This is a genomic window from Pseudomonas sp. ES1, from assembly GCF_050586605.1.
GTDB lineage: Bacteria > Pseudomonadota > Gammaproteobacteria > Pseudomonadales > Pseudomonadaceae > Aquipseudomonas > Aquipseudomonas sichuanensis.
The window spans coordinates 25,813-39,617 of the sequence record NZ_JBOBDM010000058.1 but is presented as its reverse complement, the minus strand read 5'-3'; the positions used below and the strand labels follow the sequence as shown (position 1 = coordinate 39,617).

At 65.1% G+C, this 13,805-nt stretch carries 14 protein-coding genes; all 14 read right to left on the bottom strand.

Annotated features, from left to right (window positions below):
- Positions 1–62: 62 nt before the first annotated feature.
- The 14 genes from ACQ4N9_RS21475 to ACQ4N9_RS21410 all read right to left on the bottom strand — a co-directional run bounded on the left by ACQ4N9_RS21475 (position 63) and on the right by ACQ4N9_RS21410 (position 13,805).
- A complete protein-coding gene (locus ACQ4N9_RS21475; RefSeq protein ID WP_028692867.1) occupies positions 63–611 on the bottom strand; it encodes an adenine phosphoribosyltransferase in 549 nt (182 codons plus the stop codon).
- Positions 612–665: 54 nt separating this feature from the next.
- Entirely contained in the window at positions 666–1,400 is a 735-nt protein-coding gene (gene fnrA / locus ACQ4N9_RS21470) for a Crp/Fnr family transcriptional regulator FnrA (protein ID WP_110991794.1), read from the bottom strand.
- Between the two features lie 187 nt (positions 1,401–1,587).
- Positions 1,588–2,970: an oxygen-independent coproporphyrinogen III oxidase gene (hemN, locus tag ACQ4N9_RS21465; RefSeq protein WP_390967319.1), complete on the bottom strand. Its 1,383-nt coding sequence runs from the start codon at positions 2,968–2,970 to the stop codon at positions 1,588–1,590.
- A gap of 204 nt (positions 2,971–3,174) precedes the next feature.
- Entirely contained in the window at positions 3,175–3,858 is a 684-nt protein-coding gene (locus ACQ4N9_RS21460) for a sulfite exporter TauE/SafE family protein (protein ID WP_390967320.1), read from the bottom strand.
- On the bottom strand, positions 3,851–4,063 hold the full coding sequence (ccoS, locus tag ACQ4N9_RS21455; RefSeq protein WP_110994038.1) for a cbb3-type cytochrome oxidase assembly protein CcoS: 213 nt from the start codon (positions 4,061–4,063) through the stop codon (positions 3,851–3,853). Before ccoS ends, ACQ4N9_RS21460 begins: the two co-directional genes overlap by 8 nt.
- Positions 4,045–6,516: a heavy metal translocating P-type ATPase gene (locus ACQ4N9_RS21450; RefSeq protein WP_390967321.1), complete on the bottom strand. Its 2,472-nt coding sequence runs from the start codon at positions 6,514–6,516 to the stop codon at positions 4,045–4,047. Before ACQ4N9_RS21450 ends, ccoS begins: the two co-directional genes overlap by 19 nt.
- 148 nt (positions 6,517–6,664) lie before the next feature.
- On the bottom strand, positions 6,665–7,192 hold the full coding sequence (locus ACQ4N9_RS21445; protein WP_110994036.1) for a FixH family protein: 528 nt from the start codon (positions 7,190–7,192) through the stop codon (positions 6,665–6,667).
- 18 nt (positions 7,193–7,210) lie between these two features.
- Positions 7,211–8,626, bottom strand: a complete 1,416-nt coding sequence (ccoG, locus tag ACQ4N9_RS21440) for a cytochrome c oxidase accessory protein CcoG (protein WP_390967322.1) — start codon at positions 8,624–8,626, stop codon at positions 7,211–7,213.
- Between the two features lie 321 nt (positions 8,627–8,947).
- Entirely contained in the window at positions 8,948–9,928 is a 981-nt protein-coding gene (gene ccoP, locus ACQ4N9_RS21435; RefSeq protein WP_390967323.1) for a cytochrome-c oxidase, cbb3-type subunit III, read from the bottom strand.
- Entirely contained in the window at positions 9,925–10,125 is a 201-nt protein-coding gene (locus tag ACQ4N9_RS21430; RefSeq protein WP_110994041.1) for a cbb3-type cytochrome oxidase subunit 3, read from the bottom strand. Before ACQ4N9_RS21430 ends, ccoP (ACQ4N9_RS21435) begins: the two co-directional genes overlap by 4 nt.
- 5 nt (positions 10,126–10,130) lie before the next feature.
- A complete protein-coding gene (gene ccoO, locus ACQ4N9_RS21425) occupies positions 10,131–10,739 on the bottom strand; it encodes a cytochrome-c oxidase, cbb3-type subunit II (protein ID WP_110994033.1) in 609 nt (202 codons plus the stop codon).
- Positions 10,739–12,181 (bottom strand): cytochrome-c oxidase, cbb3-type subunit I, encoded by a 1,443-nt coding sequence (gene ccoN / locus ACQ4N9_RS21420; protein ID WP_125464925.1) that lies wholly within the window; start codon positions 12,179–12,181, stop codon positions 10,739–10,741. The genes ccoO and ccoN overlap by 1 nt, the downstream gene beginning before the upstream one ends.
- A 494-nt stretch (positions 12,182–12,675) precedes the next feature.
- On the bottom strand, positions 12,676–13,617 hold the full coding sequence (ccoP, locus tag ACQ4N9_RS21415) for a cytochrome-c oxidase, cbb3-type subunit III (protein WP_347148409.1): 942 nt from the start codon (positions 13,615–13,617) through the stop codon (positions 12,676–12,678).
- A complete protein-coding gene (locus ACQ4N9_RS21410; RefSeq protein WP_110994031.1) occupies positions 13,614–13,805 on the bottom strand; it encodes a cbb3-type cytochrome oxidase subunit 3 in 192 nt (63 codons plus the stop codon). Before ACQ4N9_RS21410 ends, ccoP (ACQ4N9_RS21415) begins: the two co-directional genes overlap by 4 nt.

Sequence of the window (13,805 nt, the reverse complement as noted above, 5' to 3'; positions counted from 1 at the left end):
AAACCCCCCCCCACGCTTCTTGGTGGGAGCGGGCTTGCCCCGCGATCGTTCTGGACGTGAAATCAGTATTCGCTGAGCGAGAACTCGGTCAGGCAGAAAGTCGGCACCCCGGCCGCCTGCAGCCGGCGCGAGCCTTCCAGCTCGGGCAAATCGATGATCGCTGCGGCTTCGAACACCTGTGCCCCGGTGCGGCGCACCAGGTTGGCTGCCGCCAGCAGGGTGCCGCCGGTGGCGATCAGGTCATCGAAGATCAGCACCGAATCCCCTTCGCACAGGCTGTCGGCATGCACTTCCAGGAAGGCTTCGCCGTACTCGGTCTGGTAACCCTCCGACAGCACGTCGGCCGGCAGCTTGCCTTGCTTGCGGAACAGGATCAGCGGCTTGTTCAACTGGTGGGCGATGATCGAGCCGATCAGGAAGCCCCGCGCATCCATGGCACCGATATGGCTGAACTCGGCCTCGACATAGCGCTCGATGAACTGGTCAGCGACGTAGCGCAGCCCACGCGGCGATTGGAACAACGGGGTTATATCGCGGAAGATGACCCCCGGTTTGGGGAAGTCCACTACCGGGCGAATCAGGGCTTTGAGGTCGAAAGTGTCGCTGTGCATGGTGCGGGTATCCTGGAAAAACCAAGGCGCCAGTATACCCGCATCCGGCCTTTGTCAGGCCTCCATTGCACCACCGGCCAGCGCGCACAGCTGGATCGGGTCGAGGATATGCACTTCCTTGCCCTCGGCCTTGAGCAGGCCGTTCTGCTGGAAGCGGGTGAACACCCGCGAGACGGTTTCCACGGCCAGGCCCAGGTAGTTGCCGATCTCGTTGCGCGACATGCTCAGGCGGAACTGGTTGGCCGAGTAACCACGGGCGCGGAAGCGCGCGGACAGGTTGACCAGGAAGGTGGCGATGCGCTCGTCGGCGGTTTTCTTCGACAGCAGCAGCATCATCTGCTGGTCGTCGCGGATTTCACGGCTCATCACCCGCATCAGCTGGCGGCGCAATTGCGGCAGTTGTACCGAAAGCTCATCCAGGCGTTCGAAGGGGATCTCGCACACCGAGGTGGTTTCCTGGGCCTGGGCCGACACCGGATAGGCCTCGGTGTCCATGCCGGACAGGCCGACCAGCTCGCTGGGCAGGTGGAAGCCGGTGATCTGTTCTTCGCCGGCGTCGCTGAGGCTGAAGGTCTTGAGGGCGCCGGAGCGGACTGCGTAAACCGAGCCGAAATTGTCACCTTGGCGGAACAGGAATTCGCCTTTTTTCAGTGGGCGGCCGCGTTTGACGATTTCATCCAGTGCATCCATGTCCTCGAGGTTGAGGGACAGGGGCAGGCACAGGGGGGCCAGGCTGCAATCCTTGCAGTGGGCCTGGTTGTGTGGGCGCAGTTTTACTGGCTCGGACATTTCTTCGATCCTTGTGGGAAAGCACACATAAGCCGTAAGGGTAACCCACGGCATAGGCTGGAGGCCAGCATGCACTTGTTTGGTGCGTGCTGGCGGCGGCCCGGAGTGGATGTTTCCGGTACCTTTCGACTGTCCATAGTGTGCCCCTGAAGGCGGGCTGTCCATGCGGTGAAACGCCTCAATCGCCTCAGATCACCCGCGAGAAACGCTGGCGATTCTGTTGCGCGAGGTAAGCGTCAAAGACCATGCACACCGAGCGCGCCAGCAGGCGCCCGCCTGGCAGGATGCGGATGCCTTTGCTGTCGAGGCTGATCAGGCCGTCGCGCTGCATGGCGTGCAATTGCGGCCAGATTTCGTTGAAGTAGCCGCGAAAATCGATGGTGAATTGCCGTTCGATCTGCTCGAAGTCCAGCTCGAAATGGCAGATCAGCTGCTGGATCACTGCCCGCCGCAGGCGGTCGTCCTGGTTGCACAGCAGGCCGCGCTGGGTGGCCAGTTGGGCGGTGGACAGGGTGTCCTGGTAGGTGTTGAGGTCGCTGCTGTTCTGGCAGTACAGGTCGCCGATCTGGCTGATGGCCGAGACCCCCAGGCCGATCAGGTCGCAATGGCCGTGGGTGGTGTAACCCTGGAAGTTGCGCTGCAGGGTGCCTTCTTCCTGGGCGATGGCCAGTTCGTCGTCGGGCAGGGCGAAATGGTCCATGCCGATGTAGCGGTAGCCGGCGGCGGTCAGCTGGTCGATGGTGGCGTGGAGCATCTCCAGTTTGGCCGCGGGGGCCGGCAGGTCGTTACTGTCGATGCGCCGCTGCGGCATGAAGCGCTCGGGCAGGTGGGCGTAGTTGAACACCGACAGGCGATCGGGTTGCAGGCGGATCACTTCCTCGACAGTGCGGGCGAAACCTTCCGGGGTCTGCTTGGGCAGGCCGTAGATCAGGTCGAGGTTGATCGAGCGGAACTGCAGGGTGCGCGCCGCTTCGATCAGGGTGCGGGTCTGTTCCAGGCTCTGCAGGCGGTTGACCGCGCGCTGCACCGCCGGGTCGAGGTCCTGCACGCCGAGGCTGACGCGGTTGAAGCCCAGCTCGCGCAGCAGCCCCATGGTCGACCAGTCGGCCTCGCGCGGGTCGATCTCGATGCCGTAGTCACCGGAGTCATCGTCCAGCAGGTTGAAGTGCTGGCGCAGGGTCGCCATCAGCTGGCGCAGTTCCACATGGCTGAGAAAGGTCGGGGTGCCGCCGCCGAAGTGCAGCTGCTCGACGCGCTGCTTGGGGTCCAGGTGGCAGGCGAGCAGCTGGATTTCCTGTTCCAGGCGCTGCAGGTAGGGCGCGGCGCGGCCGCGGTCCTTGGTGATGACCTTGTTGCATGCGCAGTAGTAGCAGATGTTGGCGCAGAACGGCACGTGCACGTACAGCGATAGCGGGCGCGTGGCCCGACGGCTCTCGCGCAGGGCGTGGAGCAGGTCGAACGAGCCCACTTCGCCATGCAGTTGCACGGCGGTAGGGTAGGAGGTGTAGCGTGGCCCGGCCAGATCGTAACGACGGATCAGGTCGGCGTCCCAGCGTAGGTCGTCGAGCATGTGGGCAGTCCCCGGATAGAGCAGCAGTGTCCGGAGTCTAGGGACGTGGGCAAGAAGTCGTGTTGATTTGTATCAGCAGATCTTGCGGTCACCGCATGGGGCCGCTACGCGGTCCTTTCGCTGGCAAGCCAGCTCCCACAGGCTTGAGGCGACGCGATCGGTGTGGGAGCCGGCTTGCCGGCGAAAAGGCTGCGCAGCAGCCTCTCAGTGCCCCATGAGCCAGTGCTGATGGGGCCCCGGCAGTGTCCAAAGCCCGAACAGAATCACCAGCAGCCCACCTGCCATGCGCACTCCGCGCTTGCGCAGCACGCTGCCCACACGCTCCGCCGCCAACCCCGTGGCCAGCAACACCGGCCAGGTGCCCAGCCCGAACGCCAGCATCAATGCCCCGCTGTGCAGCGCATTACCCTGGCTGGCCGCCCACAGCAGGGTGCTGTACACCAGCCCGCACGGCAGCCAGCCCCACAAGGCGCCGAGCAACAGGGCGCGAGGCAGGCTGGACACCGGCAGCAGCCGTGTGGCCAGCGGTTGTATATGGCGCCACAGGCCGCGCCCGAGCGCTTCAATGCGTGTCAGGCCGCTCCACCACCCGGCCAGGTACAGGCCCATGGCGATCAGCAGCAGCGCCGCGACCACCCGCAGCCCGAGCGCCAGCGGGCTGCTGGCCAGGGCCACGCCGGCCAGGCCCAGCAGCAGGCCGGCCGCGGCGTAGCTGAGGATGCGTCCGAGGTTGTAGGCCAGCAACAGGCGCAGGCGCCGGTTGCGCTGCTCCGGCGGGATGGCCAGGGTCAGTGCGCCCATCAGGCCGCCGCACATCCCCAGGCAGTGGCCGCCGCCGAGCAGGCCGAGGACCAGGGCCGAGCCGAGCAGGGGGATCAGTTCAGGCACTCGGTTTGGCGTCCTTGTCTTCGGGAGGTTGTTCGTCGTGTTTGACCGCGGCCTGGTGGCGCGGGTCCTGGTCGTCGAACAGGATGCTGTGGGCCGGGCCTTCAAGGTCGTCGTACTGGCCGCTGTCCACCGCCCAGAAGAAGATGTACACGGCCACCCCGACCAGCAGCAGGGCGGCGGGGATCATCACGTAGAGGGCGGGCATAGGGTTTTCCTTCCAAGTGACGGTGGCGCGCTCAGCGGTACGCCCGCTGCCGTTGGCAGCCGGGTCAGGCGCAAGGCGTTGAGCACGACGATCAGCGAGCTGACCGACATGCCGACCGCCGCCCAGACCGGGGTGATCCAGCCGAGTGCGGCGAACGGCAGCATGAGGCCATTGTACAGGGTCGCCCAGAGCAGGTTCTCGACAATGTTGCGGCGGGTGCGCCGGGCCAGGGCGAAGGCCTGCACCAGTGCGTGCAGGTTGTTGGACAGCAGCACGGCGTCGGCGCTGGTCTTGGCAAGGTCGGTGGCGCTGCCCATGGCGATGCTGATATCGGCGGCGGCCAGGACCGGTACATCGTTCACCCCGTCACCCAGCATCAGCACCTTGCGCCCTTCGGCCTGGAGCTGTTTCAGGCGCGCGAGCTTGTCGTCCGGGCGCAGGCCGCCGACGGCCTGGTCTATGCCCAGCTGCGTGGCCACCTCGGCAACCATCGGCGAGCTGTCGCCGGACAGCAGCAGGGTCTGCCAGCCACGGGCCTTGCAGGCGGCCACCAGGTCGGCGGCGTCGTCGCGCAGGCGGTCATCCAGGCCGAACCAGGCCAGCGGGCCCTGGCGGTCGCCCAGCAGCAGCCATTGGCCGCGTGGCTCGGGTACGCCAGGCACTTCGGCGCCACTCAGGGCGCAGACGAAGGTGGCCTGGCCGATGCGCAGGCGCTGGCTGTCCACCTCACCTTCCAGGCCCAGCCCAGGCACTGCGTTGACCGCCTCGGCCGGCCGGGCGGCGCGGCCGAAGGCACGGGCGATGGGGTGTTCGGAGCGGTTTTCCAAGGCGGCGGCCAGCGCCAGGCAGCGGTCGGCATCCAGGCGCCCCAGCGGGCGGATGCTGCGCAGGGCCAGGCGGCCTTCGGTGAGGGTGCCGGTCTTGTCGAAGATCACCGTGTCGATCTGGTTGAGGCCTTCCAGCACATGGCCGCGGGTCACCAGCAGGCCAAGCTTGTGCAGGGTGCCGGTGGCGGCGGTGAGGGCGGTCGGGGTGGCCAGCGACAGGGCGCAGGGGCAGGTGGCGACCAGCATCGCCAGGACGATCCAGAACGCTCGCCCGGCATCGAGTTGCCACCAGACCAGGCCGATGATCGCCGCCGCCACCAGGGTGAACAGCAGGAACCATTGCGAGGCGCGGTCGGCGATCTCGGCCAGGCGCGGTTTTTCGGTTTGCGCCCGCTCCAGCAGGCGCACGATGGCCGACAGCCGTGAGTCCTGGCCCAGGGCCTGGACCTCGATGGTGAGGGTGCTTTCGACGTTGAGGGTGCCGCCGGTGACCCGGTCGCCGGTGCGCCGCGCCAAGGGCAGGTATTCACCGGTGAGCAGCGATTCGTCGACGCTGGAGCGGCCTTCGATAATGCAGCCGTCGGCGGGGATCACCGCGCCGGGCAGCACTTGTACGCGGTCGCCGCACTGCAGTTCGCCGAGCAGGATGCGCTCGGCCTGGCCGTCGGCAGCCAGGCGCAGGCACGAGGCCGGCAGCAGGTTGACCAGTTGCGCCGTGGCCGCCGCCGTGCGCTCGCGGGCGCGGCGCTCCAGGTAGCGGCCGGTCAGCAGGAACAGGGCGAACATGCCCACGGTGTCGAAGTACAGCTCGCCACTGCCGGTGATCGCCGTCCAGATCCCGGCGCAGTAGGCCAGGGCGATGGCCAGCGACACCGAGACGTCCATGGTCAGGTGGCGGGTACGCAGGTCGCGGGCGGCGCCCTTGAAGAACGGCGCGCAGCTGTAGAACACGATCGGAGTAGTGAGGAACAGCGCGACCCAGCGCAGGATGGTGTGCAGCTCGGGAGACAGGTCGATGTTGAATTCTGGCCAGGTGGCCATGGTCGCCATCATTGCCTGGAACCACAGCAGCCCGGCCACGCCCAGGCGGCGCAGGGCGCTGCGGTTTTCCCGGGCCAGTTGCTCGGCGGCCTGGTCCGGCTGGTAGGGGTGGGCGGCATAGCCGATGCGGCGCAGCTCGGCCAGCAGCCTGGACAGCGGCAACTGGCTGTCGGCCCAGTTGACCAGCAGGCGGTGGTTGGACAGGTTCAGCCGTGCCTCGGCAACCCCGGGCAGGGTGCGCAGGTGTTTTTCGATCAGCCAGCCGCAGGCGGCGCAGCTGATGCCTTCGACCAGCAGGGTGGCTTCGGCCAGTTCGCCGGCATGGCGCACGAAGCCCTGTTGCACGTCGTCGCGGTCGTACAGCGCCAGTTCGTCCTGCAACTGGCGGGGCAGGGCTTCGGGGTTGGCGCTGGTGTCGCTGCGGTGCTGGTAATAGTGCTCAAGGCCCCCGGCGACTATGGATTCGGCCACTGCCTGGCAGCCCGGGCAACAGAATGCCCGGGGCTCGCCGAGCACCACGGTGGTGAAGCGGCTGCCGGCGGGGACGGGCAGGGCGCAGTGGTAGCAGGGGGTGGGTTGGGTCATTTACATCATTGCCTTACGCAAGTCGGCTGTCTGGACAGGGTACCTGTGGGAGCGGGTTCACCCGCGAACGCGTCAGAGCAGGCAGTGATGTCTTCAGGTTTGACGCATTCGCGGGTAAACCCGCTCCCACAAGGGGCGCGGTGTTCTGTCAGTGGTGCTCGGCGCCTTGAATGGCCTCATCCCCCAACTGCAAGGTCACGCCATGCTCGACCTTCTCCTCTTCGAACAGCCGCCACACATGGTCATCCTGGCTGCCGAGCAACTCGACGAAGCGCCGGCCGTCGACCTTGTCATCCAGCTGGCCGACGTAGCGACCCGGCTCGGTGCGTGCCAGTTGTACCTTGCGGTCCTTGTTGGGCTGGGTCGGCGAAATCAGGTTCAGTTCCAGTGCCTGCGGGGCGCTGTTGCCGGTCAGGCGCACGTCCACTTCACCGGTCAGTTCGTCCAGGTGGATGCTGGCCTTGATGTTGAGGGTCTGGGCCAGCAGCTCACGGTCCAGCGAGCGGTTGATGCCCTTGCCGGCTTCGTAGTAGTTGTCGTTGACCAGGTTGTCCGGGTTGCGCACGGCAATGCTGACCATGGTCAGGCTCAGGCATACCGAGGTGGCCAGGATGCCGATGATGATCCAGGGCCAGAGGTGCTTGTACCAGGGGCTGGCGGCGGTGGCGGCAGGCATTGTCTGTGTTCTCTCTAGTCAGCGGATCTGTGGGCCGATGAAGCGGCTCTTGGCTTCAACCTGGCTGGCGCTGTCGTCGGCGTCCTTGAGGATGAAGGTGATTTCGTTGGTGGTCGAGGGCAGTTTCTCCGGGGCAACCGACAGTTGCACCGGCAGGCTGACGATATCGCCGGCGGCCACGCGGATTTCGCGGTGGCCTTCCAGGCGCAGGTCCGGCAGGCCGGCGGCATCCAGCACGTAGACGTGGTCGCGCTGGTCCTTGTTCATCACCTTGAGGCTGTACACGTTTTCGATCCGCCCCTGGGCGTTTTCGCGGTACAGCACCCGGTCCTTGGCCACGTCGAAGCCGACCAGCGAGCGGGTGGCGAAGGCGGTGGTCAGGGCGCCGATCATCACCAGCAGCACCAGCGCGTAGCCGATCAGGCGCGGGCGCAGCATGTGGGTTTTCTGCCCGGACAGGTTGTGCTCGGTGGTGTAGCTGATCAGGCCCTTGGGGTAGTTCATCTTGTCCATGATGCTGTCGCAGGCGTCGATGCAGGCGGCGCAGCCGATGCACTCGATCTGCAGGCCGTCGCGGATGTCGATGCCGGTGGGGCAGACCTGTACACACATGGTGCAGTCGATGCAGTCGCCCAGCCCCTTGGCCTTGTAGTCGATGTCCTTCTTGCGCGGGCCGCGGGTTTCGCCACGGCGCGGGTCGTAGGAGACGATCAGGGTGTCCTTGTCGAACATCACGCTCTGGAAGCGCGCGTAGGGGCACATGTACACGCACACCTGCTCGCGCAGCCAGCCGGCGTTGCCGTAGGTGGCCAGGGTGAAGAAACCGACCCAGAAGTAGGCCCAGCCGTCGGCCTGGCCGGTGAAGAACTCGATGCCCAGCTCGCGTATCGGTGAGAAGTAGCCGACGAAGGTCATGCCGGTGACGAAACCGATCAGCAACCACAGGCTGTGCTTGGCGAACTTGCGCAGGAACTTGTTGCCGCTCATGGGCGCCTTGTCCAGCTTCATGCGTTGGTTGCGGTCACCCTCGGTGACTTTTTCGCACCACATGAACACCCAGGTCCACACGCTTTGCGGGCAGGTATAACCGCACCAGACGCGGCCGGCGTAGACCGTGATGAAGAACAGGCCGAAGGCCGCGACGATCAGAAGGCCCGAGAGCAGGATGAAGTCCTGCGGCCAGATCGTGGCGCCGAAGATGTAGAACTTGCGCTCGGGCAGGTTCCACCACACGGCCTGGTGGCCGCCCCAATTCAACCAGACGGTACCGAAATACAGCAGGAACAGCACCGCGCCGCCGACCATCCGCAGCCTGCGGAAAATGCCGGTGAAGGCGCGGGTGTAGATTTTTTCGCGTGATGCGTAGAGGTCGACGGAATCCTTCCCTTTGCTGGCAGGCGGGGTGACGTCATGTACCGGAATTTGCTTGCTCATCATCTAGTCCCACGGCAGTGGAGAAACGCCGCGGCCAGTGCTTGCCGGCCGCAGTCGCGCGCGTTCTGCTGGCGCTCTGCGGCCCATGATACGCCTGTGTTGGCGCGCCGGGGCCGTGCTGCGACCTTTAGTCGCGTTGGGTGATGGTTTGAATCGTGATATGGCGGGTGTCAATTGATCCAGGTCATGGGGCCTGCAGGAATTGTGGCGTCAGTGCCGGCCTCTTCGCGGGTGAACCCGCTCCCACAGGTACTGCACCGCATCAGAAACCGGTGAGAGACCTGTGGGAGCGGGTTTACCCGCGAAGAGGCCAAGCCTGCCTTACTCGGCCTTGGCCGGTGCTGGCTCCTGATGCGACAGGCTGTACACATACGCCGCCAGCAGGTGCACCTTGTCGTTGCCTTGCAGCTGTTCCTGGGCCGGCATCTGGCCCTGGCGACCGTAGCGGATGGTCTGTTGCAGCTGGGCGAAGCTCGAGCCGTAGATGAACGCCTGCGGGTGGGTCAGGTTCGGCGCACCCATGGCTGGTGTGCCCTTGCCCTCAGGCCCATGGCAGGCCACGCAGGTGGTGGCGAAGATCTGCTGGCCCTTGACCGGGTCGGCCTTGGCATCTTCGGGCAGTGTGCGGCCGTCGAGCTTGGTCAGCACGAACGCCGCCACATCGGCCACACCCTGTTCACCGATCACCGTGGTCCAGCCCGGCATAACGCCGTGGCGCCCGCCCATGATGGTGGTCTTGATGGTTTCCGGTTCACCGCCCCAGCGCCAGTCGTTGTCGGTCAGGTTGGGGAAACCGTAGGCGCCCTTGGCGTCCGAGCCGTGGCACACCGAGCAGTTGGAGGCGAACAGGCGCGCGCCCATCTTCAGCGCCTGCGGGTCCTTGGCCACTTCCTCCAGCGGCATGGCGGCGAACTTGGCGAAGATCGGCCCGAAGCGGGCGTCGGCCTTGGCCATCTCCTTTTCCCACTCGTGCACGCCGGTCCAGCCTGGCTGGCCGTTGGAGAACTCGGTCTTTTTGTCGTTGTCGACGTACGCGTACCCCGGCAGGATGCCTTTCCAGTTGCCCAGGCCCGGGTACAGCACCAGATAGCCGAGGGCGAACACGACGGTGCCGACGAACAGCCAGAACCACCATTTGGGCAGCGGGTTGTCGTATTCCTCGATGCCATCGAAGGCGTGGCCGACGGTTTCGTCGGTGATCTCTTCGCGCTGGCCCTTGCGGGTCGACAGCAACAGCCAGCTCAAGGCGAAGATGGTGCCCAGGGTCAGGACGGTGACGTACAGACTCCAGAAGGTTGTCATTGTTGTTTGCTCCCAGAAGCTTTTTGCGCTTTCGCGTGCTCAACGTGGCGAGTGGCCTCGGGGTCGTCCGCAAATGGCAACTGCGTGGCCTCGTCGAAGTCCTTTTTGCGCCGCGGGCTGAACACCCACAGCGCCAGGCCCACGAAAGCCACCAGCACCACGACGGTGCCCAGGCCGCGAATCATCCCGATATCCATCAGTGTCACCGTTTGCTTTTGATGAGGGTGCCAAGGCCTTGCAGGTACGCCACCAGGGCGTCCATCTCGGTCTTGCCCTTGACCGCGTCGCGGGCACCGGCGATGTCTTCGTCGGTGTACGGCGTGCCGAGGGTGCGCAGGACTTCCAGTTTCTTGGCGGTGTCCTTGCCATCGAGCTTGTTCTCGACCAGCCACGGGTAGGACGGCATCTTCGATTCCGGCACCACGTTGCGCGGGTTGTACAGGTGCGCGCGGTGCCAGTCATCGGAGTAGCGGCCACCCACGCGGGCGAGGTCCGGGCCGGTACGCTTGGAGCCCCACAGGAACGGGTGGTCCCACACGCTTTCGCCGGCCACCGAGTAGTGGCCGTAGCGCTCGGTCTCGGCGCGGAACGGGCGGATCATCTGCGAGTGGCAACCCACGCAGCCTTCGCGGATGTAGATATCGCGGCCTTCCACTTCCAGCGCGGTGCGCGGCTTCATGCCCTCGACCGGCTTGTTGGTGACGTCCTGGAAGAACAGCGGGACGATCTGGGTGAGGCCACCGACGCTGACGGCGATGACCATGAAGAAGGCCATCAGGCCAATGTTCTTCTCGACTGCTTCATGCTTCATCAGTGGGCTCCCACGACGACGATCTTGGCGGCTTCCTCAGCCTGTACCGGGTTGGCCGCGCGAACGGTGCGGAACACGTTGTAGGCCATCAGCAGCATGCCCGAGGCGAAGAACGCACCGCCCAGGGCGCGGACGATGTAGCCCGGGTGGCTGGCCTGCAGCGCTTCGACGAACGAATAGGTGAGGGTGCCGTCGTCGTTGATGGCGCGCCACATCAGGCCCTGGGTGATGCCGTTGACCCACATCGAGGCGATGTACAGCACGGTGCCGATGGTCGCCAGCCAGAAGTGCGCGTTGATCAGGCCGACGCTGTGCATCTGCTCGCGGCCGTACAGTTTGGGGATCATGTGGTAGACCGCGCCGATCGAGATCATCGCCACCCAGCCGAGGGCGCCGGCATGCACGTGGCCGATGGTCCAGTCGGTGTAGTGGGACAGCGAGTTGACCGTCTTGATGGCCATCATCGGGCCTTCGAAGGTGGACATGCCGTAGAACGCCAGCGACACCACCAGGAAACGCAGGATCGGGTCGGTGCGCAGCTTATGCCAGGCCCCCGACAGGGTCATCATGCCGTTGATCATGCCGCCCCAGCTCGGTGCCAGGAGGATGATCGACATCACCATGCCCAGCGACTGCGCCCAGTCCGGCAGGGCGGTGTAGTGCAGGTGGTGCGGGCCGGCCCAGATGTACAGGGTGATCAGCGCCCAGAAGTGCACGATGGACAGGCGATAGGAGTAGATCGGGCGCTCGGCCTGCTTGGGCACGAAGTAGTACATCATCCCGAGGAAGCCGGTGGTGAGGAAGAAGCCCACGGCGTTGTGGCCGTACCACCACTGGATCATCGCGTCGGTGGCGCCGGCGTAGGCCGAATACGACTTGAACAGGCTCACCGGCAGCGACATGTGGTTGACGATGTGCAGCATCGCGGTGACCACGATGAAGGCACCGTAGAACCAGTTGCCGACATAGATGTGCTTGGTCTTGCGCTTGACGATGGTGCCGAAGAACACCAGCCCGTAGGTCACCCAGACGATGGCCAGCAGGATCGCCAGCGGCCACTCGAGCTCGGCGTATTCCTTGGTGGTGGTGAAGCCCATGGGCAGCGTGATCAGCGCGCCGACGATCACCGCCTGCCAGCCCCAGAAGGTGAAGGCGGCCATGCTGTCGGAGATCAGGCGGGTCTGGCAGGTACGCTGCACCACGTAGTAGCTGGTGCCGAACAGGGCACAGCCACCGAAGGCGAAGATCACCAGGTTGGTATGCAGTGGGCGCAGGCGGCCGAAGCTCGTCCATGGCAGGTCCAGGTTGAGCTGGGGCCATACCAGTTGCGAGGCGATGAAGACGCCAAGCCCCATGCCAAGGATCCCCCAGACCACCGTCATGATGGCGAACTGGCGGACGACCTTATAGTTATAAGCAGTCGGACTGATTGCAGTGCTCATTCTAAGGTTCCACGGTTTGGGTATTCTTGTTGGTTGGTAAATCGGCGCCAGTATCGATAACCACCAGGGTTATTACAATGCAAGGCGACTGGTGCCGACCCGTGTCCAGACCCTGTTCGCCACCGTCCCGTGGCGTAGGGGTTCGAACGATTGTACACAAATAAATCTTTGTAATGTGTACCGTTTCCCATGTTTTTCTGATCGATCGGTCAAGCTTTTATTGCCGGGACGGGCACGCAAGGCATCATCCCAAAGCGCGGGCTCGCAAGGCTGGAATCGCTGCGTGGTGTCAGGCTGTGCACCACGTCTGCTCCGGCTGCTGCGAGCGGGGCCACTGTGGCAACAAGCTTAGTTGTGTTCGGAGGGGGTGCAAGGGGGGAGGAGAGGGGGCTGCTTTGCAGCCCTTCGCGGGCAAGCCCGTTCCCACAAGGTTGGCGCTGACCCTGTGGGAGCGGGCTTGCCCGCGAAAAGGGCCGCGATGCGGCCCTCGGGTGTTACTTGGCAGTTACGGTTTCTGGCACTTGATCCTGCGACAGGCTGTACACATACGCCGCCAGCAGGTGCACCTTGTCATTGCCCTGGATGTCCTGCTGCGCCGGCATCTGGCCCTGACGGCCGTAACGGATGGTCTGCTGCAACTGGGCGAAGCTCGAGCCGTAGATGAACGCCTGCGGATGGGTCAGGTCAGGTGCGCCCATCGCCGGGGTACCTTTGCCTTCCGGCCCGTGGCAGGCGACGCAGGTGGTGGCGAAGATCTCCTTGCCCTTGACCGGGTCGGCCTTGGCCTCCGCCGGCAGGCTGCGCCCGTCCAGGCCGGTCAGCACGTAAGCGGCCACATCGGCCACGCCCTGCTCGCCGATCACCGTGGCCCAGCCCGGCATCACGCCGTGCCGGCCGTTCATGATCGAGGCCTTGATGGTTTCCGGCTCGCCGCCCCAGCGCCAGTCCTTGTCGGTCAGGTTGGGGAAGCCGTAGGAGCCCTTGGCGTCGGAACCGTGGCACACCGAGCAGTTGGAGGCGAACAGCCGGCTGCCCATCTTCAGCGCTTGCGGGTCCTTGGCCACTTCTTCCACTGGCATGGCGGCGTACTTGGCGAAGATCGGGCCGAACTTGGCGTCGGCCTTTTCCATCTCTCTTTTCCACTCGTCGACGCCGGTCCAGCCGTTCTCGTAGCCGGGCAGGATGCCTTTCCAGTTGCCCAGGCCCGGGTACAGGATCAGGTAGCCCACCGAGAACACCAGGGTGCCGACGAACAGCCAGAACCACCACTTGGGCAGCGGGTTGTCGTACTCCTCGATGCCATCGAAGCTGTGGCCCATGGTCTGGTCGGTGGTGTCGCTGCTCTGGCCCTTGCGGGTGCTGAGCAGCAGCCAGGTCAGGCCGATTAGGCTGCCGATGGTCAGTACGCTGATATACGTACTCCAGAAGGTGGTCATTGCCCATTACTCCTCATGGCGGGTTCCTGCCCGGCAGGGGGCAGGCGGTCGTCGACGAAGGGCAGCAGGCGCGCTTCGGCGAAATCACGGTCGCGGCGACGGTTGAACACCCAGAGCGACAGGCCGATGAAGGCGATCATCACCACCAGGGTGCCCAGGCCACGGATCATGCCGATGTCCATTTCCAT

Bases quoted from the DNA above. Each gene is read 5' to 3' on its own strand.
- ccoP (WP_390967323.1), bottom strand. From the start codon at position 9,928: ATGACAACCTTCTGGAGTCTGTACGTCACCGTCCTGACCCTGGGCACC.
- ACQ4N9_RS21475 (WP_028692867.1), bottom strand. From the start codon at position 611: ATGCACAGCGACACTTTCGACCTCAAAGCCCTGATTCGCCCGGTAGTG.
- ACQ4N9_RS21430 (WP_110994041.1), bottom strand. From the start codon at position 10,125: ATGGATATCGGGATGATTCGCGGCCTGGGCACCGTCGTGGTGCTGGTG.
- hemN (WP_390967319.1), bottom strand. From the start codon at position 2,970: ATGCTCGACGACCTACGCTGGGACGCCGACCTGATCCGTCGTTACGAT.
- ccoP (WP_347148409.1), bottom strand. From the start codon at position 13,617: ATGACCACCTTCTGGAGTACGTATATCAGCGTACTGACCATCGGCAGC.
- ACQ4N9_RS21445 (WP_110994036.1), bottom strand. From the start codon at position 7,192: ATGCCTGCCGCCACCGCCGCCAGCCCCTGGTACAAGCACCTCTGGCCC.
- ccoS (WP_110994038.1), bottom strand. From the start codon at position 4,063: ATGCCCGCCCTCTACGTGATGATCCCCGCCGCCCTGCTGCTGGTCGGG.
- ACQ4N9_RS21450 (WP_390967321.1), bottom strand. From the start codon at position 6,516: ATGACCCAACCCACCCCCTGCTACCACTGCGCCCTGCCCGTCCCCGCC.
- ccoO (WP_110994033.1), bottom strand. From the start codon at position 10,739: ATGAAGCATGAAGCAGTCGAGAAGAACATTGGCCTGATGGCCTTCTTC.
- ccoN (WP_125464925.1), bottom strand. From the start codon at position 12,181: ATGAGCACTGCAATCAGTCCGACTGCTTATAACTATAAGGTCGTCCGC.
- ACQ4N9_RS21410 (WP_110994031.1), bottom strand. From the start codon at position 13,805: ATGGAAATGGACATCGGCATGATCCGTGGCCTGGGCACCCTGGTGGTG.
- fnrA (WP_110991794.1), bottom strand. From the start codon at position 1,400: ATGTCCGAGCCAGTAAAACTGCGCCCACACAACCAGGCCCACTGCAAG.
- ccoG (WP_390967322.1), bottom strand. From the start codon at position 8,626: ATGAGCAAGCAAATTCCGGTACATGACGTCACCCCGCCTGCCAGCAAA.